At 41.5% G+C, this 21,474-nt stretch carries 18 protein-coding genes and 1 pseudogene; 9 read left to right on the top strand and 10 right to left on the bottom strand.

Annotated elements, in window-relative coordinates; all coding sequences use genetic code 11:
* Positions 1-181: 181 nt before the first annotated feature.
* The 3 genes from RMY31_RS05845 to RMY31_RS05835 form a co-directional block, all read right to left on the bottom strand.
* Positions 182-2,110, bottom strand: coding sequence for an ATP-binding cassette domain-containing protein (locus tag RMY31_RS05845; protein WP_409877434.1), 1,929 nt, complete (start codon positions 2,108-2,110; stop codon positions 182-184).
* A 64-nt stretch (positions 2,111-2,174) separates the two neighbouring features.
* Positions 2,175-2,591, bottom strand: a complete 417-nt coding sequence (locus RMY31_RS05840) for a DUF1824 family protein (protein ID WP_409877432.1) — start codon at positions 2,589-2,591, stop codon at positions 2,175-2,177.
* A gap of 81 nt (positions 2,592-2,672) precedes the next feature.
* Entirely contained in the window at positions 2,673-3,521 is an 849-nt protein-coding gene (locus RMY31_RS05835; RefSeq protein WP_409877431.1) for a prohibitin family protein, read from the bottom strand.
* Between the two features lie 132 nt (positions 3,522-3,653).
* On the opposite strand from RMY31_RS05835, the gene RMY31_RS05830 reads away from it, so the two are divergent.
* From RMY31_RS05830 to RMY31_RS05820, 3 genes are all read left to right on the top strand, one after another.
* Positions 3,654-5,465: an ABC transporter ATP-binding protein gene (locus RMY31_RS05830; RefSeq protein ID WP_409877429.1), complete on the top strand. Its 1,812-nt coding sequence runs from the start codon at positions 3,654-3,656 to the stop codon at positions 5,463-5,465.
* A 64-nt stretch (positions 5,466-5,529) separates the two neighbouring features.
* Positions 5,530-5,958 carry a hypothetical protein gene (locus RMY31_RS05825; RefSeq protein WP_409877427.1) on the top strand — a complete coding sequence of 143 codons (429 nt, stop codon included), beginning with the start codon at positions 5,530-5,532 and terminating at the stop codon, positions 5,956-5,958.
* A gap of 81 nt (positions 5,959-6,039) precedes the next feature.
* On the top strand, positions 6,040-6,600 hold the full coding sequence (locus tag RMY31_RS05820) for a shikimate kinase (RefSeq protein WP_409877425.1): 561 nt from the start codon (positions 6,040-6,042) through the stop codon (positions 6,598-6,600).
* A gap of 178 nt (positions 6,601-6,778) precedes the next feature.
* Here the strand turns inward: RMY31_RS05820 and RMY31_RS05815 are convergent, their stop codons facing one another.
* Complete coding sequence (locus tag RMY31_RS05815; RefSeq protein WP_409877423.1) at positions 6,779-7,075, bottom strand: hypothetical protein; 297 nt, start codon at positions 7,073-7,075, stop codon at positions 6,779-6,781.
* A 249-nt stretch (positions 7,076-7,324) separates the two neighbouring features.
* On the opposite strand from RMY31_RS05815, the gene RMY31_RS05810 reads away from it, so the two are divergent.
* The 3 genes and pseudogenes from RMY31_RS05810 to RMY31_RS05800 all read left to right on the top strand — a co-directional run bounded on the left by RMY31_RS05810 (position 7,325) and on the right by RMY31_RS05800 (position 8,356).
* Positions 7,325-7,570 (top strand): AbrB/MazE/SpoVT family DNA-binding domain-containing protein, encoded by a 246-nt coding sequence (locus tag RMY31_RS05810; RefSeq protein WP_409877421.1) that lies wholly within the window; start codon positions 7,325-7,327, stop codon positions 7,568-7,570.
* Positions 7,557-7,943 (top strand): annotated as a pseudogene (locus RMY31_RS05805) (PIN domain-containing protein). The gene RMY31_RS05810 and the pseudogene RMY31_RS05805 overlap by 14 nt, the downstream one beginning before the upstream one ends.
* A 284-nt stretch (positions 7,944-8,227) precedes the next feature.
* Positions 8,228-8,356, top strand: coding sequence for a hypothetical protein (locus RMY31_RS05800; protein ID WP_409877419.1), 129 nt, complete (start codon positions 8,228-8,230; stop codon positions 8,354-8,356).
* A 32-nt stretch (positions 8,357-8,388) separates the two neighbouring features.
* On the opposite strand, the gene fxsT is transcribed toward RMY31_RS05800, so the two are convergent.
* Positions 8,389-11,037 (bottom strand): FxSxx-COOH system tetratricopeptide repeat protein, encoded by a 2,649-nt coding sequence (fxsT, locus tag RMY31_RS05795; RefSeq protein WP_409877418.1) that lies wholly within the window; start codon positions 11,035-11,037, stop codon positions 8,389-8,391.
* 170 nt (positions 11,038-11,207) lie between these two features.
* On the opposite strand from fxsT, the gene RMY31_RS05790 reads away from it, so the two are divergent.
* Positions 11,208-11,360, top strand: coding sequence for a hypothetical protein (locus RMY31_RS05790; protein ID WP_322665135.1), 153 nt, complete (start codon positions 11,208-11,210; stop codon positions 11,358-11,360).
* Positions 11,361-11,448: 88 nt separating this feature from the next.
* On the opposite strand, the gene RMY31_RS05785 is transcribed toward RMY31_RS05790, so the two are convergent.
* Positions 11,449-12,975: a HEAT repeat domain-containing protein gene (locus RMY31_RS05785; protein ID WP_322665132.1), complete on the bottom strand. Its 1,527-nt coding sequence runs from the start codon at positions 12,973-12,975 to the stop codon at positions 11,449-11,451.
* A 227-nt stretch (positions 12,976-13,202) separates the two neighbouring features.
* Between RMY31_RS05785 and RMY31_RS05780 the strand changes: the two genes are divergently transcribed.
* A complete protein-coding gene (locus RMY31_RS05780; protein ID WP_322665130.1) occupies positions 13,203-13,895 on the top strand; it encodes a PD-(D/E)XK nuclease family protein in 693 nt (230 codons plus the stop codon).
* A gap of 19 nt (positions 13,896-13,914) precedes the next feature.
* On the opposite strand, the gene RMY31_RS05775 is transcribed toward RMY31_RS05780, so the two are convergent.
* The 4 genes from RMY31_RS05775 to RMY31_RS05760 all read right to left on the bottom strand — a co-directional run bounded on the left by RMY31_RS05775 (position 13,915) and on the right by RMY31_RS05760 (position 17,608).
* A complete protein-coding gene (locus RMY31_RS05775; RefSeq protein ID WP_322665128.1) occupies positions 13,915-14,325 on the bottom strand; it encodes a transcriptional regulator in 411 nt (136 codons plus the stop codon).
* Positions 14,326-14,415: 90 nt separating this feature from the next.
* Positions 14,416-14,715 (bottom strand): type II toxin-antitoxin system HigB family toxin, encoded by a 300-nt coding sequence (locus tag RMY31_RS05770; RefSeq protein ID WP_322665126.1) that lies wholly within the window; start codon positions 14,713-14,715, stop codon positions 14,416-14,418.
* Positions 14,716-14,868: 153 nt separating this feature from the next.
* Entirely contained in the window at positions 14,869-16,083 is a 1,215-nt protein-coding gene (locus tag RMY31_RS05765) for a DUF790 family protein (RefSeq protein WP_322665124.1), read from the bottom strand.
* Complete coding sequence (locus RMY31_RS05760; protein ID WP_322665139.1) at positions 16,013-17,608, bottom strand: DEAD/DEAH box helicase family protein; 1,596 nt, start codon at positions 17,606-17,608, stop codon at positions 16,013-16,015. The genes RMY31_RS05765 and RMY31_RS05760 overlap by 71 nt, the downstream gene beginning before the upstream one ends.
* A gap of 320 nt (positions 17,609-17,928) precedes the next feature.
* On the opposite strand from RMY31_RS05760, the gene RMY31_RS05755 reads away from it, so the two are divergent.
* On the top strand, positions 17,929-21,369 hold the full coding sequence (locus tag RMY31_RS05755; RefSeq protein WP_322665122.1) for a PAS domain S-box protein: 3,441 nt from the start codon (positions 17,929-17,931) through the stop codon (positions 21,367-21,369).
* Positions 21,370-21,474 lie beyond the last annotated feature (105 nt).

Here is a 21,474-nt window from a genome sequence, read left to right as displayed (position 1 = left end):
CGCAACTGTACCGCCAGTAAAGTAATTTGGCGTTTTACTACTGAAGACGCGCGTGTCAAACTTAAACATCTTTATCCAATTTTTGAAACCGATGAAACAGGCGATTCTAATGCAACATTTTAGCCTTGACACGCCACTACTTTAAGTAGCGCGAGTACGTTCTTATTTATCGCCTATTGTATTAGGAATCCATCTCAGCTAATTCTAACCAACGTTCGGTTGCCACATCGATTGCTTGCTTAAGCTTTTCCACTTGTTCGTAGAGTTTTTGCACTTGGGTGTAATTTCCAGGAGAGACATTTGTTAGTGCTTTTTCTGTTTCTGCTTTCTCATCTTCTAACTGAACAATTTTACCTTCCAATTGCTCGAATTCCTGCTTTTCCCAATTGGATAGTCTGCGTCGCTTTTTATTTTCGGTATTTTGCGGTGAAGACGTAGCTTTTTGAGCTTCTACATCTTTTAATTTTTCCTTAGTGTTTGCAGCAAGCTGCTGTTCTTCTTCGGCTTTTTTGTAATCGAGATAAACTGAGTAATTACCTGGATATTGCCGCAAATTTCCACCTTCTTCTAAGGCAAAAATTGTGTCTACAGTGCGGTCGAGAAAGTAGCGGTCGTGAGAAACTGCAATTACACAGCCAGAAAAGTCTTCTAAATAATCTTCTAAGACTGCTAATGTCTGGACATCTAAATCATTTGTCGGTTCGTCTAAAATCAAGACATTAGGCGCACTAATAAGAATACGCAATAAAAATAACCGCCGTTTTTCTCCTCCTGAGAGTTTATGAATAGGAGCATATTGCTGATTTCCTGGAAACAGAAACCGCTCTAACATTTGAGATGCGGTAATTTTAGTACCGTCGGCTATTTTGACAAATTCTCCTTCTTCTTTGATGTAGTCAATTACCCGCTGATTTTCATCTAAGGCTGTGAGTAATTCTTCAGAATGTTGGTCAAAATAACCGATGTGAATGGTAGCGCCAATTTCTACACTACCTGAGTCTGGTTGAACGCGCCCAGTAATGATATCCATAAGGGTGGATTTACCCGCACCGTTACCGCCAATAATCCCAATGCGGTCTTCTGGACTAAATTCGTAAGTAAAATTATTAATTAGAGTGCGATCGCTATAAGCTTTCGATATATTATTCAGTTCAATAACTTTCTTGCCAATACGACGACTAACTGTAGAAATATCAACTTTACCTTGAGCTTGTTTAAACTCAGTTTCTCGCATCGCATGAATGCGCTCAATTCTGGCTTTTTGTTTCGTACTCCGAGCTTTTGGGCCGCGTTTTAGCCATTCGAGTTCGCGCCGCAACACACCTTGATGTTTGCGTTGACTGCTAATAGCAGATTCTTCCGCTAAAGCTTTCTTTTCTAGATAATATGAATAATTGCCCGTGTAAGTGAAAATATCGCCTCTATCTATTTCAATAATACGATTAGTGACTCGATCCAAAAAGTAGCGGTCATGGGTTATTAATAAAAGTGCGCCGCGAAAACGATTCAAATAACTTTGCAACCATTCCACAGAAAGAGCATCGAGATGGTTTGTTGGCTCATCCATAAGCAAAACATCTGGTTCTGATAGCAAAGCTGTTGCTAGAGCAATACGCTTGCGATAGCCTCCTGATAAAGTACCAATGAGCGCGTTAAAGTCAGAAATTCCTAATTTGCTGAGGATGATTTTGGCATTAGTTTCCAATTCCCAAGCGCCAGTCGCATCCATACGCTGCATTACCACGGAAAGACGAGACATCAACTGACTATCTTCAGGATAATGAGCCAGTTTATCAGTCAGTTCTTCATACTCACGTACTAGAGTTATATGTTCGCCACTGTCAGCGAAAACTTGCTCTAAAACTGTGCGATTTTCGTCTAATTCTGGCTGTTGAGGCAAGTAAATTATTTTAGAACCAGAGTTGAAAAGAATTTGACCGCTATCAATTGGTTCTAGTCCAGCAATCATCTTTAATAAAGTTGATTTACCAGAACCATTTGTACCGATTAAGCCAACTTTATCAGTAACATCTAGACTAAAATTAGCATCTTTCAAAATTTCTTTGATACCAAAGTCTTTTTTTACTGACTGTAGTGTAATAATACTCATAAATTTTAGTCATTAGTTATTAGTCAGTAGGCAAGGTATATATCTTACCTACTTTTTCCAAATTTTAGACAAATAAATCGAGGGGTAAATGTCCATACAATTCATTTATTCCCTCTTCATTGTAAGACTGGCAAGACACTAAGACTCCGCGATGATGTCCGGAGTAGGAGTCGAGATGACATAGACCATTTTTACCATTTAACTTGATATAAACTGGGCCTTCTACTGTCGGTAAATTGCTTGGGGCTTCATAACCAAAAGCATGAGAATAAGTTTTCATAGCAAGTATGCCTTCTTCTGCTGTATCGGCACAAATTCCTAATATTTGGTAATCAGAAAGACTTGTAAGCAAAATTAAGGCACGACGGGTTAACGCTTTTTCTGATGGCTTGAGGATAGGTGCAATATCTAAACAATTGAATTTAATCAGAATTTTTTTTGCTTCTGAGGTTGTGAAATTGTCGTGATTGGGAGTTGACATAAACTTAGTTTATTATTTCCTGAGTTTGCTTTTGTGTCTGAGGTAGGCACAGCCCACTGTATTTAATATTATTTACTCCAACTAGGGTTGGTTTGAAATATTCCCTAGGTTGAAAAGAAAAGGTACACTACTTTGTGATTCACCACCCATAACAAGCACTTTTGGCATTTGTGCGCCGCCAGTCTTCCAAGCTTCAATTGCTTCTTTTTGCAGAACTAACTGTCCGCCTTGAGCTTTAAGTGTCTCTGCTAAGAGTCTTTGAGCTTCTGCTTTCCCCTTGGCGCGATTAATTTCTGCTTGTGCTTCTTGTTCTGCTTCTCGTGCTACATAAACGGCTCTTTGTGCCCGCTGTTCAGCTATTTGTTTTTCTTCTACTGCTCTGGCAAATTCGGGCGAGAAAGTTAAGTCAACTACGCTAGTGTCTAACACAATTATCCCATATTTATCTAAGCGATCGCCTAAAGCATTATCAAAGTCTTCTTTCAATTCACTGCGTTTGGTAATTGCTTCTTCTACTGTTCTTCTAGCGGCTGCGATTTTGAATGCTTCTTGTGTCTGAGGGGCAATTATTTTCGAGACAATATTTTCTAAAGTTCCTTGTTTTCTTCTCACCTCAACTACCTGGGTGGGATCGAGGCGAAAGTTAATCGCAAATCTCGCCGATAAATTTTGCAAATCTTTTGTGGAACTTTCTGCTGGCACTTCAAACTTTTGCACCGTCAAATCATACACATCGATCGCTGAGATGAAGGGTGGTTTCACGTGAATTCCCTCTAGTAAAGCCCCATCTCTCGCCTTACCCAAAATACTGATTACTCCTGCTTGTCCTGGGTTGATAATAATAAAAGAATTTAAGCTGATAATCGCAACTATTGCCAATACAATTCCCAAAACTGTAGTTTGCCAATTTCCCAATTGCTGATTTTTCAAGTTATTCCCTCCTTTTTTAGCTGCGAGTCTGTATTATGTTGGCATGTCCTACGCCTACTACAGGTAGGGTCAAGACTACAAAAGTGCGATGTTTCCCGATCTCGTGGTAATATCAGTTGCACGCAACTGCAAATGGCTGTGGCTACAGTATTAAAATCTCATCGTTTATCAAGAAGGCGTAATTCAGCGCATCCACTCCAGCGCCTACTTGAGTATGGACAACAGTATCGTAAACACATTTGGCTGGCTATTGGTTGTTCCATCCTAAATAAACTCTTTGATTTGGCACCACCCGCATTAATTGGAATTGCGGTTGATGTAGTGGTAAAACAGCAGGATTCTATCATTGCTCAGTTGGGAATACGTGATGTTTTTGGGCAATTTTTAATTATTTCCCTGCTCACTGTCATCATTTGGATACTAGAATCGGCTTTTGAGTACGCATACGCTCAACTTTGGCGCAACTTGGCACAAAATATTCAGCATAACCTCCGTCTGGATGCATACAACCATCTGCAAGATTTGGAATTAGCTTATTTTGAAGAACGCAGCACTGGCGGTTTGATGTCTATCCTCAGTGATGATATCAACCAACTAGAGCGTTTTCTGGATGTGGGAGCAAATGACATCATCCAAGTTGTCACAACAGTAATCATTATTGGTGGAGCCTTCTTTGTTTTGGCTCCTAGTGTAGCGTGGATGGCGCTGTCGCCGATGCCATTTATCTTGTGGGGTTCTTTTGCTTTTCAACGCCTCTTGGCACCTCGCTACGCTAAGGTGCGGGAAAAGGTAGGTTACTTGAATGCGCGGTTGGTAAATAATTTAAGCGGTATCACTACTATTAAAAGTTTCACCGCCGAAAATTACGAAACTTCACGTTTAACAGAAGACAGTGAAGCTTACAGGCAAAGTAACGCCAAAGCAATTAAACTTTCTGCTGCATTCGTACCCCTGATTCGGATGTTGATTTTGGTGGGTTTTACGGCATTACTGCTGTATGGCGGTATGGCGGCGGTTGCTGGAAAAATGTCTGTAGGTACTTACAGTGTATTGGTATTTTTAATCCAGCGCTTGTTGTGGCCTTTAACCAGATTAGGCGATACTTTTGACCAATATCAACGAGCGATGGCTTCTACTAATCGCGTGATGGATTTGTTGGATACTCCTATCGCTATTCATCCAGGTAATATAGCTTTACCTGTGGATACTGTACGCGGTGAAGTTCAATTTAAAGATGTGACTTTTGCTTATAAAGATAGATTTCCTGTGATTAAAAATCTGTCTTTGAATATTCCCGCAGGTAAAACCATAGCAATTGTTGGTTCTACTGGTTCTGGTAAAAGCACTTTAGTCAAACTTTTATTGCGGTTGTATGAAATAAAAACCGGCGCAATAACTTTGGATAGCATCGACTTGCAAGATTTGAGATTGCAAGATTTACGCCGCTGCATTGGTTTAGTCAGTCAAGATGTATTTTTATTTCATGGCACGGTAGCAGAGAATATCGCTTATGGTACTTTTGATGCCACAGAACAAGAAATCATCACGGCTGCTAAAGTTGCTGAGGCACACGAATTTATTCTCAGACTGCCTCAAGGTTATGAGACAATCGTGGGAGAAAGAGGACAAAAGTTATCTGGTGGACAAAGACAAAGAATTGCGATCGCTCGTGCAGTATTGAAGAATCCGCCCATATTGATTTTGGATGAAGCGACCTCAGCAGTAGATAATGAAACAGAAGCCGCAATTCAGCGATCGCTCGAACGGATTATAGTTGATAGAACTACAATTGCGATCGCGCATCGTCTTTCTACTATCCGCAATGCCGATTGTATTTATGTCATGGAACACGGACAATTAGTAGAGTCAGGAACCCATGAACAATTGCTGGATAAAAATGGTATTTATGCCAGTCTCTGGCGCGTGCAGAGTGGTTTGAGATAAATTTCACGCAGAAGCATAGAGACTCTAAAATAAACTTTATGTCTTTTTTAATTTTTAATTGCTTATGTTGTTTGGTACTACCCAGCCGGAATCAGGAGATAACAAGTGGCGCAGCCAGTTAGATAAATTTGTTAAAGAAAATCAGCGAGAATTGGCGGCGCTGTTTTGGGGATTGTGGTTAGAAAATGGCAATAGCCAGGGTACTATCGGCATTGATTTGCAACCGACTCCACATTTTGTTTATTGTCCTAAAGAGGCGATAGAAAAACTCAATGATAAAGTTGAAAATCGGTTGCAAGAAATTTTAGGAATTGTCGAGAATCATCAACCAGAAGTGGAAGTTGTGATGATTGGTATTGGTAAGGGTGAAATTAAGCTAATTCAGTTTGCACCCGAACCAGCGCCGCCAAATTGCTTTGAAGAAGCTGGTAAAAATGTGGATGAGTTATTAGAAGTGTTGGAACAACGTATGAGTGAGGAATTAAAGTTTTAATGGGCTGAATCTTCAAGTTGGTGGGTGCAAGCGAAATTTATTTGCATAGCAGAGTTGTTTTTAATCTTTAAGCTTTTCAAAATGAGTCGTAAGATTTTAGATATTATTCTTATTGGCCCAATTAGTACAGGTAAAAGCACGCTTGGAGAACTCATCGCCCAAAAGTTAGATATTCCGCAGTGTTCTATGGACGATGTACGATTGAATTACTATAAAGAAATAAATTACGATGAGAAATTAGCAAAGCAAATAAGAGAAAAAGAAGGATTCCATAGTATTTATCGTTATTGGAAACCCTTTGAAGCATACGCAGTTGAAAGAGTGCTTTCTGAATATAGCAATTGTGTTATTGATTTTGGTGCAGGTCATTCTGTTTATGAAGATGATGAACTTTTCAAACGGGTGCAACAAGTTTTAGAGCCATATATCAATGTCGTGTTGATTCTTCCTTCTCCAGATTTAGAAGAATCTATCCAAATACTCAATAAACGCAATGGCGGGATTGTTAGTAACGGCTTTGACTTTAACGAACATTTTGTCAAGCATCACTCAAATCACGATTTAGCAAAATTCGTGGTTTATACAAAAGATAAATCGCCTGAAGAAACACGAGACGAGATACTGAAAAGTGTAAAACTTTAAAACTGATTACTTGTTTTAAAATCTGAAGTCCTCTTCTGTATTTGTGATATTTTTAGCAAACATCTTCTGTGCTAGGCCATAATCCAGCAATGAGTATCTATAAAATTTTCTGTTTTTAACGCAAAGGAACGCAGAGAAAAATTGTGCTTCTCTCTGCGTTTAGGAGTTAAATTGGTGGTTATTGTATTAAAATCTGACGGATTAGAATACTCATTACCTCATCTGGGTTAGCGGTTGGGAGTAGCGGACTCCAGTCTCCAGTGCTGGCGTAACCAATCACATGCAAACGGTGAATGGTACTGGTGACAGCTTTCGGAGAACCAATTAGTAGATGTTTCAGCGGTTCTCTTTTGGGCGATAGATTTTGAGGAAAATTTAGAGTAGGTGTATTGAAATTTTCGCCACGCAAGTATTGTTGCCGCTTGAATTGGACGAAATTTTGATACTCTACAAATAATTGTACTTGTGTCATCATTGTAGTTATCTCCCATTGTGGAGGTTTGGTGAAAGGCGATCGCAGACTCCTGACCGAGGGCGATCGCCTTTCTTTTACATGTTAATTAAAGTATAATTTTATACCTTTGTCAATACCCTATTCAAAAAAATAAAATTTAAAAATAGGCGATCGCTCTCTAAAATTTACAAGCACAAGAAAGCGATCGCTGTCTTGATTTGCCAAGAAACGTTATATTTAAGTAAAGAATTTATGTAAGGAAAGTGCGTAATGGCTAGCGTTACCATCACTACCAAAGGAGAAGTAATAATTCCTAAAGAAATTCGGGATTATCTTAATCTTGATATAGGTAGTAAGGTTGATTTTGTCATTGATGAAAATGGGACAGTCAAACTAATTCCACTCAATGTTCCCGTTCAAACTTTGTCCGGCATTTTACATCGTCCGGCAATGAAAAGTGCGACTTTAGAAGAAATGGAAGCAGCAATCCAAAAAGGCGCAAGTGATTGGAGTTGATACAAATATTTTAGTACGCTACCTCACAAAAGATGATGAAAAGCAGTGGAAACAAGCTGCTGAAATCATCGAAGCGGGAGAGCAATGTTTTGTAGCGAATATAGTTCTTTGTTAGTTGGTTTGGGTTTTACGAGGAAAGCCTTATGAATTTAGTAGAGAAGAAATTAGCAATACTATAGAGTTAATGCTGCAATGTTCAGTGTTTGAGTTAGAAAATCGCTCTTTAGTTTATCAAGCATTACAGCGATTTAAGCAGGGAAAGGCAGATTTATCCGACTATTTAATCGGCGAGATCGCTCAACACAATGGTTGTAGTTCAACAGCAACTTTTGACAGAAAGTTAAGAAGCGAAAAAGGATTTAATTTATTTTAATAATGCTTATTTTGCAATAGGCGATCGCTCTCTACAATTTACAAGCACAAGAAAGCGATCGCCACTCGTTCTACAATTTAGGTGGAGCGATAGCTGTAGTACAATGCAGTCATTTAGAGAGATAATTTGATGTTAGGTCTAGAGTAAAGCGATCGCATCTCATCTTATACTTGCAGCGGGCGATCGCACTTTATTCTACAATTTAGCCGGAAGAATCGCCCCCAGAACAACATCATTCCACCTCAGAACAAAAACATTTTCGTTTAAAACAGGAACGTTCTTGTTTGGAACACGAACGTTCTCGCTTGGAACAGGAACATTCTTGTTCAGAACACGAAACTTTGAGTTCAGAACATGAAACTTCGACTTCAGAACGCGAAACTTTGAGTTCAGAACGCGAAACTCGGAGATAAAAGCTTGATTGATGAGGTTGGGAACTTAAATTTTACTGTTGTGAGGTAAGAGAATCGCGCAAATATGCTAAATTTTCACGCACAGTCACAGTATTAGGATGATTTACCCCTAACTGTCGCTCAAAAATATCTAAAGCTTGTTGAAAAAGGGGTTCGGCTTCGCTGTATCTGCCTTGGGAGTCGTAGAGTAACGCGAGGTTGTTGAGGCTAGTGGCGACATCTGGGTATGATTCGCCCAGTAGTTTGCGCCTCAGTGCTAAAGCTTGGACGAACAAAGGTTCTGCTTCGCTGTATCTGCCTTGGGAATTGTAGAGTAACGCCAGGTTGCTAAGGCTAGTGGCGACATCTGGATGTGATTCGCCCAGTAGCTTGCGCCTAAGTGCCAAAGCTTGTTGATAAAGGGGTTCAGCTTCGCTGTATCTGCCTTGGAATTTGTAGAGTCCCGCGAGGTTGTTGAGGCTATTGGTGACATCTGGATGTGATTCGCCCAGCAGCTTGCGCCATAGTGCTAAAGCTTGTTGAAAAAGGGGTTCGGCTTCGCTGTATCTGCCTTGGGAATTGTAGAGTCCTGCTAGGTTGTTAAGGCTATTGGCGACATCTGGATGTGATTCACCCAGTAGCTTGCGCCTAAGTGCTAAAGCTTGTTGTAAAAGGGGTTCGGCTTCGCTGTATCTGCCTTGGGAATTATAGAGTAACGCGAGGTTGTTGAGGCTAGCGGCGACATTTCGATGTTCTTCACCCAGCAGCTTGCGGTAAAGTGCTAAAGCTTGTTGAAAAAGGGGTTCGGCTTTGCTGTATCTGTCTTGGGAATTGTAGAGTAACGCGAGATTGTTGAGGCTAGTGGCGACATTTTGATGTTCTTCACCCAGTAGCTTGCGGTAGAGTGCTAAAGCTTGTTGAAAAAGGGGTTCGGCTTCGCTGTATCTGCCTTGGGAATTGTAGAGTAACGCGAGGTTGTTGAGGCTAGTGGCGACATCTGGGTGTGATTCGCCCAGGCGTTTTTTCGTGATTTCTATACACTGCTCATACCAAGGTGCTGCTTTATTATACAATCCTTGACCTTGATAAAATCGAGCGTTGCCGAGGAATGACCAAATTAAATCTTCATCGCTGACGTATTGAATCAGATTATTCGCTACTTCTGTTATGTGAGGTATGGCAGGGGAAACAGTGTTGATTTGTTCAAGAGTCGGGGAAAAAGGAATCTCTTGGGCAACTGCTACCATTACTTTGCAAAGACTTCGCTTTAATTCCTCTGCCTGTTCTAAACCTGTAAGCTTATATTGGAAAAACTCGCGCAATAGTGGATGCAATTGGTAAACTCCCTCATCTTTGCGCTGGAGTAGATGCAAATTCAATAACTTATCATCCCGAATTTCCTCTAACTCTTCCTCGTCTGACTTTGGTAAACACTGTTCTACCAAATCCCAAGGTATAGGCGCGGGTGCAAATAAACTCAATAAACAGCCCAACTGCTTATCATCGTCGTTTAATTCCTGCCAACTCAACTCAAAAGCGGCTAACACACCTCGTTGTGCTGTCATGTCGCCTTCTGGTTTATCCAAGGCGGCTTGTTCTAGTCGCTTTTTCTCCAACCGTCGCAACATTTCTGTTAAAGAAAGGTCTGGTTTTCGCTTCAGATATCGCCCGACTAATTCCAAACCCAAAGGCAAATATCCCAACCACTCACACAACTGATTTGCAACAGCTAATTCTTGCTCAATTCGCTGTGGTGTTTCTTTAAAAAATGACTTTAATAACTCCAGCGCCGCTTCTGGTTGCAATACATCCAGGGATAATTGCTTAATAGATGCTCCCAAGTATTGGCGCGTGGTAATCAACACTTTAAACCGGGAAGATGACGAGGGTAAATAAGGCTTAACCTGCTGATATTCCCCAACATCGTCTAACACTAGCAGCACATCGCCCTCACGCCAATGCCGCCAGCAGTATTGCACTTGTGCCAAAACATCCAAACCTTCTGGTAGGTTTAAATCAAGCACAGTTCTGGCAAACTGCACAACTTGAATGCTCACATCACCAGCTTTTGCCAGCAACCAGCAAATTCCACCCTTGTAAGTTTCGCAGTGATTCCTGGCATATTGTAGGGCAAGTTCTGTTTTACCAACTCCACCCATACCAGCAACAGCAGCTATCACCACCTGTTCGTTTTCCTGCAAAAGCTGGTGGAGATTTTGCAATTCATCTTCACGTCCAACAAATTCCATTACCCCACTTAAGGGAATATTTTCGTAAAACGTCGGCTTGGGTTTAGCTTTTCTCGCTTCAGTACGCCGCACACCGGGTAATTCTTCTCTACGGTGTTGCCATTCTGCATCAAATTTCTTTAAGTTCCCGTCTTTGTCGCTTATGTCATGCCAAAGCTTCAACTGAAAGTGCCAGTTCTCCGAACCTCGCTCGTATTCGCGCTTATGTTCCAGAATGCTCAAAAAATCTTTGAGTGCATTTAGTGCTTGTCGGACTTGTTCTTTGGTTAAACCGCTAAGTTCCGCCAAAACTCTTAGCTGTGTCCTCACTATTACTTGCTTCGACGTTTCTGAGTTCAGGGCAATTTTGAAACGTTCGCTGTTTTCTATCTCATCATTGGCATAAGCCAACAACCTTTCTAACAGCAGCCTTACCCGCGCTTTGACTTCATCACCATAGCTAACACGCGCCATCAGTCATTCTTGCTCAAATTTGCGACAAAGTTTAGGGATTCCCCAAACTTAATCTAGCATCCCCAAACTCAAACCTCGGCAGATTCACGCATCACAGCCAACAGACAACGGCTTTTGCTTTCACGTACTACCCCAAATTTAGCGTTACTTCAGCGTTTAAGGTAAAGCGAATGAAAGCTAAGAAGCTGATGGCAATTTTGTTATTTCTGATTCCTCTAATTGCCGACTTGTTCATCCCCGGTTCAGGTATTGTGATTGAGTTAGCCTTCCTGATTTGGGAATTGCTGGAACCGGAGGAAATAGAGGAGGGTGATTTTGAATAAATAATATTTGAACGCAGAGTCACGCTGAGGAAAACGCAGAGTGACGCAGAGAAATACTGTGGTTTTCTCTGCGTAGCTTTTTAATTTATTAGCTGTGCCACAGTTTGTAGAAATCTGGATAATTCATATTCTCAGCACAATGCCAAATGATATTAAACACAGCCTCATAGCGGTAAGAGCTATTTTTGTAGAACTGTTCGCTCAGATTGTCTTTTAAAGAGATGAGTGTTTGTGGCAACTGTTCGCTTGGTAGAATTTTTGTCAAACTATCAGCAACCTTAATAAGGCAAGCTCCATAAGATAATTGAGTGGTTGCTTGGTTATTGAAGCAGTTTTTCTTGTCATCATCTTGCGTAAAGGTTTGAATGAATTGGATAAGAGTGGGGATAACTTCGTTGAGTTTCTCTTGTACGAGTTTGTCGTATATATGGAGTTGTTCTAAATTATGAACTGCATCCATCAGAATTGATTCATTTTTATACGGCTCGCTTTCTAGTATTTGGCATAAAGTCGCGATCGCCTTTGGATTACCCGGATCGATTGTTGCTAGACTATCAGCTGCATCCAAGCGCACGGATTCATCTTCCGTGGTTTGGAGTAGGTGGGATAATGTACGAATCGCCACCGTATTACCTGGCTCGAATTTTCCTAGATAAAAAGCAGCTGGAAGACGGAGAAATTCGTTTTCAGTATTATCTATTATTTCTAACAGAGACGCGATCGCATCTTGATTGCCAGGAGCAATTGTTAACAGATTCTCAGCAACGGAATCTATTAAATACGCACTTGCTGAAGTTGCAATGATATTAACTAATGCCTTCAGCACAGCTTGGTTACCTGGATCGATTTTCCATAAAGCACAAGCTGCGTCATAGCAAATTCTATCACCCTGGTTTGTCTGTAAAAATTTACTGAGAGAAGCGATTGCCGTTTGATTACCTATGGCAATTTTTCCTAAATCTAAAAGCGCTAAGTAACAAATTTCCTTACTCAGTGTTGTTTCTATGATTGGGATTAACGAGGCGATCGCAGTTTCATCACCAACTAATATTTCTCCAGGATTTTGATTTGTCTGGCAGCATGGGTATTCATTCTCAACAACTGGCATTAACGCCAAAGCTGCGATCGCACTTTGATTACCTGGATCGAGTTTTCCTAACTTCTCGGCTGCAAGTTTCAAAATTAAGCGACTTTCAGTAGTATGAACCAAATAGACAAAAGCAGCGACAACCCGTTTTCTGTCGGTTAATTCCAGCGTTTTTCTTGCCGCCTTCACCAAAGGTTGTGGAAGTATCTGCCAATCTTGCTTATCCTGCCGAAAATAACCATAACTCCATTTGAGCAGTTGTTCGACAATAGCATCACCCAAACTGCATTCTGGGAATTTAGCTATAGCCTCAGCCGCCAGAAAGTAGGCGCGATAGCGATAAAAGTCGCCGCAACCGCCATCAAAATCTATTAAAGCCTCGATAAAACCTTCTTTTTGCTCCTTAGCTACATCCTCTCGGCTGAACCAGTGGAGAATATTTGCTTTCCACTCCGGCTCAAAGATGCGGTAAGTACCTTGATTTAGATTGCTGCGATCGCTATTAAAGAAATACTGCCAATCATCCATTGCCTCCTACCCACTTCAACATGTGGGACGAAAGGGACATAAATGAGTCTTACTACATCAGTTGGCTGACTGTCAAGCCTACACGCGATGAGTGCACCAAATTTACCGTTGTCTTAGCATTAATGATGAAAATTATAAAAGCTTATCTTTTGTCATATTCTTTACAATGAAATCAGGTTTTATTCACTTTCCCGCAAGAGGCAATTTCAAAGCCAAAACATCAACTAATGCAATTTGATACCCAACTGCTACCACGCATTAATGCCAAATCCCAGAGAGAAAATGGTAAACAATATTATGTAGACGACCGGGGAAATCGTTTCCCTAGCGTTACTACAATACTTAATGCCACCAAACCACAAGCAGACCGTGACAGATTATTAAACTGGAAAGCGCGTGTTGGTACAGAAGAAGCTACCCGCATTACTACAAACGCCAGTCGTCGGGGAACGCAAACACACAAACAAATTGAGCGCTACCTCTTAGGTCAAAACCCTATTTGTCCAGAAGCGAGTCTTCCTTATTGGGAAAGTATCAAGCCAGTTTTAGAAGAAATCGATACAGTTAGACTCGTTGAAGGCTCAGTTTTTCATTATGATTTGAAGTATTCCGGCAAACTTGATTGTATTGCCAACTATCAAGGTATTCCCTGCATTTGCGAGTGGAAAACGTCAGACAAACCCAAAGGTTCAATTGAGCATTTATACGAACATCCACTGCAACTGACAGCATACATGGGAGCAGCTAACCAGTATTATCGAGATTATGGAATTCAGCTAAAACATGCTTTGTTGGTGGTAGCAATTCCAGAAACGCCAGCCGAGGTGTTTTTGTTTGAACCAGCACTCATCAAAGATTACTGGAATCAGTGGGAAAAAAGAGTGGCTGAGTATTGGGAACGCAGAAGCGTTTGGGGTTAGTAACAAGTAAAAAATAATCTCATATTGACTCAAAAAAAGCAGCAGGTGAAATGCGAAAGAATTCGGCGAGTTGACGAATATGGTTAACTGTCAATTGTCGTTGCCCACTCAAAACTTCAGATACAATGGACTCTGTTTTAAAAATAGGAACTAAATCTTTTTGCCGTAAACCAAATTCAACTATCAAAGCTTGCAGCAATTCAACACCATGAATACCAAGTATAGAATGATGTTTTTCTTCGTACTCATTAACTAGAGTACCTAAAACATTGAGATAGTCTTGTTCATCTGCTGTTAATTCACCTTTATCAATAAGAGAATCAATTACTTTTTGCGTAGCCAAGAATTCTTCCTCAGAAGCTATAGGACGAGGAGGAAAGGATTTAAGTAATTCAATATAAGGATTAGTGCTAGGTATTCCAGGGATCATTTTTCCAGTCCTCTTTGTCATATTCTGCATGGGTGATACCAATTCGTAATTCGTAATTCGTAATTCGTAATTAAGAAAGTCCCATTTAGTCTAGGTTTCTGGGTTTGGATCTGTATCATTATTTTTGGGAAATGGTATGAGGACATGGCGGATAAAAACTTTTTGATACTTGTAATCTACAAGAGTAATGAGCCGATAGTTATTTCCGCCTATGTTAAAAACTGTCAGATTACCAACTTGATCTGCTGAGGGAAATGTTTGGCGTAACTCTACAAAGTTTAGCCATTCAGCTAACGATGTGAGTTTGTACCATAGCCGCAAGCTTGTTTGTGCATTAGAATGAACTTCCCAGAACTCTGACAGTCTGGAACGGGTAATTATATGCATCATTTTTTAGTGGGTGGGCTTGCGGCGGAGACCACTTTGTTATCTTAACAAATTGCGAAGATTATTAATATATTATGCTCAAATTTGAATAATATTTATATGATCTTTTAGACATTCCAAAAAATTAGTGTCCTGGAGATTCTTAATATTACTACGTCAATCTATTACTGCTAGCACAGCTTTCGGCAATAATTTGTCTTTAAACCAAACAATTCTTGCAGGGACATCATTTAATTTAACCCCTGCCTTTTCAAGATTCAACCGTTCTGAAATTGCTAAAATCAAATCGTCACGTCCAGCACGCCGCACTTGGGAAAACTTCTTTTGTAAATATTCTGGTCGCCAATAACCGACAATTTCTAATAAGAAGTCACGACCATCAGGATGTACTAACCGAAAATCGGGAATCATCACACTACCAGGAATCGGAACTAAATCAACTTCTCGCTCTAATATCCAGTCAGTTTTCAGCGCATCCCATTTATCAGCAAAAGATGCTTCTAGCATACTATCGTAAGGCTTACCTTTGGAGTAGTGTGATACTAAACCACATTCAGAATTGAGAGTAAAACGCCCAGTTTTCCAAGTATCGGTGTAGACATCACGAGTTTGCAAAATAGCCGAAAGACTCCATTTTGTCACATGAAGTAAAGCAGGAATGAGTTTAGCGATCGCCAGCCCATATCGCGTACTAGGATTAAATAAACTAGTCGGCCCATCCACCGTAATTGTAAACCCGTGGTCAGCATCGCCCTCAATATAAGCCATAAGTTGAAACAACTTGAGATAGCGAAACAACAGCTTATATTCTCCTGGAACATTGCGATGAGCATTTAAAATTAGTTGACTCGCTTTATAAAATATTCCCTGTACCTGAGACAAGTTATATCTATTTAATAAATCTACTGCTGGAGGTGCATCAAAAGCAGTTAAAATTTTATTTTCAGCTAAGTCAGCATATAATCCACTACGAACCTGTTCTAGTAAAATTTCTCGCTCTAATTCTTGACTTAACTCATCAGCAAGTTTAAGCAGAGTAACTTGAGTTGATTCATGGCTAGGAACCGATTTTGCAGCTAAAGCAAACACTCTTTCTCTTAATATTTGCGGTTCTAAAGGACTCACCACCTCAAACGTACAAAAACTACTTTTTAAAATATAAGCTAAACCCCGCTTCACTCGATAATCCGTTGCATCTCCTTCCAAATCAGAAAGTAAACGCTCAAGCTCACCTTGAGTCTTACCCATTGCAGCTTGAAAACAAGAAATTAATTCATTTGCTAACGCCAAATTTTTATCATCAATCTTCAGTCTCTTCGGGATGATTTCTTCTCCGTTTTGGCGATGACTCAGTAACTCCGTTGGTAACATTTTTCTGATTATTTTTTGCTTTTGAATTCTCGACTGAATAATTAATTTCTAACTGTTCCGCAGCTTTAGAATTTTTTCCCTTACCACTCCCATATACAACCTGCAAATTTCCTTTCTTTTTCCTTTCTCCCCCTGCTTCCCCTACTCCCCCTGCTCTCCTCTCCCCTCTCCGCCGCGCCGAAGTTCCCTCTTCGCTCGTATCCTCTGCCACTACCTCATATAAAATCGCTTGCTTATTTTCAACATTTCCCTTCCGCAAAACCCTCCCCAAACGTTGAATATACTCCCTAGTCGAACCAGTACCAGATAAAATAATTGCCACAGAAGCTGCTGGCACATCAACCCCTTCATTCAACACATGAGAAGCAATCAAAGTATTGTATTCACCTTCCCGAAATTTTGTTAATATTTCATGCCGTTCTTTCACAGGAGTTTGATGGGTAATTGCCGGAATTAATAACTGTTGAGAAATGCTGTAAACTGTGGCATTATCAGCTGTAAAAATCAAAATTCTTTGCGGAAAATGTTGTGCAAGTAAATCAGCTAAAATTCGCAATTTTCCATCAGTACCCAAAGCAATCTCTTTAGCTTCGCGGTGCGCTAACATAGCTCTACGTCCAGCCTGCGATCGCGCACTCATTTGCACGAACATCTGCCAACCTTGAATACTCCCTAAAGAAATTTTCGATTGCCTTAAAAAATCATTGCGAGTTTGAATTAACTCGTTATATCTTTCTCGCTCCTGTTGCGATAACTTAACCTTAATTTGGACAATTTCGTGTTCTGCTAACGCCTTTCCCGCCAAATCTTCAGCGCGTTTGCGATATACTTCCGGGCCAATCAAAATATTTAAGTCTGCATGTTTGCCATCAGTGCGTTCTGGAGTAGCCGAAAGTCCTAAACGGTAGGGTGCGATCGCATATTCGGCAATTACCCGATTAAAATCTGTTGGTAAATGATGACACTCGTCAAAAATTATCAAAGCATATTGATTGCCTAACGCTTCCGCATGAATTGCCGCACTGTCATAAGTTGCAACTAGAATTGGAGTCTTATCCCGCGAACCACCCCCCAGCAACCCTACCTCCGCATCCGGAAACGCCGCCACCAAGTGTGCATACCACTGATGCATCAAATCCAGCGTTGGTACCACAATTAACGTACTGCGCGGTGTCGTCTGCATCGCCATTTGTGCTAGATAAGTTTTTCCTGCCGCCGTAGGAAGTACAACTACCCCTTGCCTTCCCGCCAACTTCCAAGCTGCTAAGGCTTCACTTTGGTGGGCATAAGGTTCCATTTCCAAACCCGCAACCAAATCTAGCGGATAAAATTCCTTTGCTTCATCGACAAAGCTAACCTCCTCTGCTTGTAGTGCTTCCACCAACGAACGGTATCTAATCGCCGGAATCCGAAATTTTTCTACTCTATCATCCCATGTAGCATAATCCATCCAACCTTTGCCGCGTGGTGGTGGATGCAAAATTAACGTACCGCGATCGAAAGTTAATGTAGGAGTGCGAGCCATTTTGATTAGGGATCGGGGATTGCGAAGAGAAAAGGTAAAAGCGTCAGGGGTAAAGGTAAAAGAAATTCGTTTTTCTTTTAACATTTCCCTATTACCCAGTCCTTTGATTACTAATAACGCAAAAAGTGCATAATTCCTGCAAGCAACTGAAAACTGACAACTGACTAATAAATGTTGACTCTTACCTCTTTAGATAGATTCACGGCCAATAATTGTTATCTGTTGATTTTCCAGATGCAAAATAGGTGTTGGGCGATCGCATTGTCTAGCCAATTTTGGGAATAATCCCTTCAGCTAGCTGCACCAAAGGAGAAGCCACCTTGAAAGGAATACAACCCCGGCTCAGGCTCTATGCTGTGACATTGTTGGCTGTTGGTAGCGCATTTCTACTAACATTATTGCTACAACCACTACTGACACCAACTATTTTTCTGCTATTCTTTGCTGCTGTGGCAGTTAGCGCTTGGTATGGCGGTATGGAAGCCGGACTCTGGGCTACAGCTTTATCTAGTTTAGTCGTTAGCTACTTTTTTCTAGAGCCAGTGTTTTCGCTTTTCGTTTATAGCTTAGACAGCAAGTGGCGTTTAGTCTTGTTTGTCATGGTAGCAACACTCATCAGCTGGCTGAACTCAGCGCTACGTATTGCTAAACAGCGTCTAGAAGAGAGTATGCAGAAGCTACAGGCAAGCGAGAAAAAGTTTAGATGCTTGGCAGAGTCCGATATTATTGGAACGATCGTAGCTGATATGAGCGGCGCGATCGTTGAAGCTAACGATGCTTTTCTGAAGATGGTAGGTTACACGCGCCAGGATATGCTAGCAGGAAGGGTGCGATGGTGCGATATGACACCTCCAGAATATCTGGAAGCAGACAATCGCTCCATTACAGAACTCAGAACCACAGGTGTGTGTCAGCCTTTTGAAAAAGAATATATCCGCAAAGATGGTAGTCGTGTACCAGTCCTCCTGGGTTCTGCCTTGTTAGAAAATAATCAACAAATTATCGGTTTTGTGCTCGATCTAACCGCTCGCAAGCAGGCAGAAAACGCCCTGCGTGAAAGCCAAAGCAGATATCGTGCCTTAGCTGATGCCACTATCGAAAGCGTTGTAATTCACGAAAACGGTATAGTTTTAGATGCCAACCCAGCTTTTGCCAGAATGTTTGGCTACGAAATCTCCGAAGTGATTGGCATGTCGGTGACAGACTTTTTAACACCAGAATCTTATAAAAGTTGCCAGGACGATATGCAATCTGGTGACGAAAAATATTATGAAGTGACTGCCTTAAAGAAAGATGGCACAAATTTCTTCTTGGAAGTAGTCGTCAAAAGCTACACATACCAAGGTCGTCAGGTAAAGGTATCAGCCGGACGTAACATCACCGAACGCAAGCAAGCAGAAGCTGCACTGCGAGAGAGCGAAAAGCGCTTCCGCAGGCTAGTAGAATCAAATATTTTTGGCGTTGCCTTCAGTAACTTCAATGGTGGCTTTCACTATGCCAACGACTATTTTCTCAACATGGTGGGCTATAGCCGTGAAGAAATGCTGGCAGGCGAAATGCGCTGGGATACCATGACACCACCAGAATACTTAGATTTGAATGCAAAAGGATTAGAAGAACTCTTAAAGCATGGAGTTGCTACTCCTTTTGAAAAAGAATACATTCGCAAAGATGGTAGCCGCGTCCCCATCTTAATCGGTGTTGCTTTATTACAGGAACCTTACGATCGCCACCAAGAGATTATTACCTTTTGTCTGGACTTAACTCAACAGCAAGCCGCGCTGCAAGAACGTCAACGAGCAGAACAAGCCTTGCGTCAACGAGAAGAAGAACTGCGGCTGATTACCAATGCTGTACCCGTTTTTATTTCCTATGTCGATACCCAGCAACGCTACCGCTTTAATAACAAAAAATACGAAGAATGGTATGGAATTAGTGCCTCAGAAACTTATGGCAAGCACATTCAAGAAGTTGTAGACGAAACAGTATATCAGTCCATTCGTCCTTATATAGAACGGGTATTGTTAGGAGAACAAGTCACTTACGAAACCCAACTACCTCATAAAGATGGGACAATCCATTATGTAACTATCACTTACGTTCCCCAGTTTAACCAAGAGGGAACAGTAGAAGGATTTGTAGCGTTAATTAGCGATATCACAGAGCGCAAACACTCAGAAGCAGCACTAAAAGCAAGTGAAGAACGATTTCGCAAACTCACAGAAAAAGTCCGCGTAATTCCTTGGGAAGTAGATGCTACCACAGGAAATTTTACCTATGTAGGGCCGCAAACTGTTGAGATTCTCGGTTATCCCCTAACAGACTGGTACGCCGATAAATTCTGGGAGGAACACATACATCCAGAGGATCGGCAGTGGGCGATCGAGTATTGTATAGAATCTTCTCTGACATTAGATAATTATGAATTTGAATACAGAATGTTGGCAGCAGATGGCAGAGTTGTCTGGCTGTATGACATCGTAAATGTCGTGCGGAATGGCGATACACCGCAGCAACTACATGGGTTCATGATTGACATTACCGATCGCAAGCTCTCAGAGCAAGAGCGCGAACAACTACTACAGCGCGAACAAGCAGCACGCGCCTCAGCCGAAGCAGCAAACCGGATGAAGGACGAGTTTTTAGGCACACTCTCTCACGAACTCCGGACTCCTCTCAACGCCATGCAAGGCTGGACACAGCTACTCAGAAGCCGCAAATTTAATGAAACCACCACTGCCCAAGCACTAGAGACAATCGATCGCAATACTAAATCGCTAGCACAATTAATTGAAGATGTTTTAGATGTTTCGCGGATTATTAGAGGTACACTCCGCCTGAATACTTATCCAGTAGAACTGATACCAGTTGTAGAAGCAGCAATTGATACAGTACGTCCAGCAGCTGACGCTAAAGAAATTCGCATTGAGTGTAGATTTGACCCTGCTATTGGGGTAGTAATGGGCGATGCCAACCGCCTGCAACAGATAGTCTGGAACCTCCTTTCTAACGCTGTCAAATTCACATCTAAAGGCGGAATAGTGACCGTGCAACTAGAGCGAATTAATTCTCGCGTGCAAATTCGGGTGAGCGATACGGGAGGGGGAATTGCTCCGGAATTCCTGCCCTACGTATTTGAGCGCTTCCGCCAAGCTGATAGCTCAACTACGCGATCGCATGGCGGGCTAGGATTGGGGTTAGCGATCGTCCGCCACTTAGTAGAATTACATGGTGGTACAGTCTGCGCTGAAAGTCCAGGAGTTGGACAGGGAGCAACGTTTATCGTCACTCTACCAATGAAAGCCATTGCTGTAGATATCTCTAAACCAAAGCAGCTCTTACCCCTCAATAGCAGTGAAGATTCTAATAGCTTGCCAACCCTTAACGGCTTACGAGTGCTTGTCGTCGATGATGAGCCAGACACCCGTCAGTTACTCACTACAGTTCTGGGACAATATGGCGCACAAGTCATGGCAGTTACATCTGCTTTCGAGGCAATAGATGCCCTGCAAAAATTCCATCCCGACATACTTGTGAGCGATATTGGTATGCCACAAGAAGATGGCTACGCCCTGATTCGCAAACTCAGAGCGCTTTCCCAAGAGCAAGGAGGACGGATTCCCGCAGTAGCGCTGACAGCATATGCTAGGGCGGAAGACCGCACACAAGCCTTATTAGCAGGCTTTCAACTTCACGTCCCTAAACCAGTCAACCCCACCGAGTTAGCAGCCGTAGTTGCCAATCTTGCTGGACGTACTTGATTAGCAGTATTTTTAGCATAACTACTGGGTGAGAGAGAAAATACAGTCCGGCAAAGATTAGCTGATAGTTGCTTTGTTATTTGGCCAGTCTCTTACTTTTGGTCG

It is taken from the genome of Dendronalium sp. ChiSLP03b (assembly GCF_034531165.2).
GTDB classification, from domain to species: domain Bacteria; phylum Cyanobacteriota; class Cyanobacteriia; order Cyanobacteriales; family Nostocaceae; genus Dendronalium; species Dendronalium minutum.
Note: the sequence above shows the minus strand (reverse complement) of the source record. Positions and strands in the feature narration are given on the sequence as shown.

Excerpts from the sequence above, each read along its gene's own strand:
- RMY31_RS05845 (WP_409877434.1), bottom strand. The coding sequence starts at position 2,110 with ATGAGTATTATTACACTACAGTCAGTAAAAAAAGACTTTGGTATCAAA.
- RMY31_RS05840 (WP_409877432.1), bottom strand. The coding sequence starts at position 2,591 with ATGTCAACTCCCAATCACGACAATTTCACAACCTCAGAAGCAAAAAAA.
- RMY31_RS05830 (WP_409877429.1), top strand. The coding sequence starts at position 3,654 with ATGGCTGTGGCTACAGTATTAAAATCTCATCGTTTATCAAGAAGGCGT.
- RMY31_RS05825 (WP_409877427.1), top strand. The coding sequence starts at position 5,530 with ATGTTGTTTGGTACTACCCAGCCGGAATCAGGAGATAACAAGTGGCGC.
- RMY31_RS05820 (WP_409877425.1), top strand. The coding sequence starts at position 6,040 with ATGAGTCGTAAGATTTTAGATATTATTCTTATTGGCCCAATTAGTACA.
- RMY31_RS05815 (WP_409877423.1), bottom strand. The coding sequence starts at position 7,075 with ATGATGACACAAGTACAATTATTTGTAGAGTATCAAAATTTCGTCCAA.
- RMY31_RS05810 (WP_409877421.1), top strand. The coding sequence starts at position 7,325 with ATGGCTAGCGTTACCATCACTACCAAAGGAGAAGTAATAATTCCTAAA.
- fxsT (WP_409877418.1), bottom strand. The coding sequence starts at position 11,037 with ATGGCGCGTGTTAGCTATGGTGATGAAGTCAAAGCGCGGGTAAGGCTG.
- RMY31_RS05790 (WP_322665135.1), top strand. The coding sequence starts at position 11,208 with ATGAAAGCTAAGAAGCTGATGGCAATTTTGTTATTTCTGATTCCTCTA.
- RMY31_RS05785 (WP_322665132.1), bottom strand. The coding sequence starts at position 12,975 with ATGGATGATTGGCAGTATTTCTTTAATAGCGATCGCAGCAATCTAAAT.
- RMY31_RS05780 (WP_322665130.1), top strand. The coding sequence starts at position 13,203 with ATGCAATTTGATACCCAACTGCTACCACGCATTAATGCCAAATCCCAG.
- RMY31_RS05775 (WP_322665128.1), bottom strand. The coding sequence starts at position 14,325 with ATGATCCCTGGAATACCTAGCACTAATCCTTATATTGAATTACTTAAA.
- RMY31_RS05770 (WP_322665126.1), bottom strand. The coding sequence starts at position 14,715 with ATGATGCATATAATTACCCGTTCCAGACTGTCAGAGTTCTGGGAAGTT.
- RMY31_RS05765 (WP_322665124.1), bottom strand. The coding sequence starts at position 16,083 with ATGTTACCAACGGAGTTACTGAGTCATCGCCAAAACGGAGAAGAAATC.
- RMY31_RS05760 (WP_322665139.1), bottom strand. The coding sequence starts at position 17,608 with ATGGCTCGCACTCCTACATTAACTTTCGATCGCGGTACGTTAATTTTG.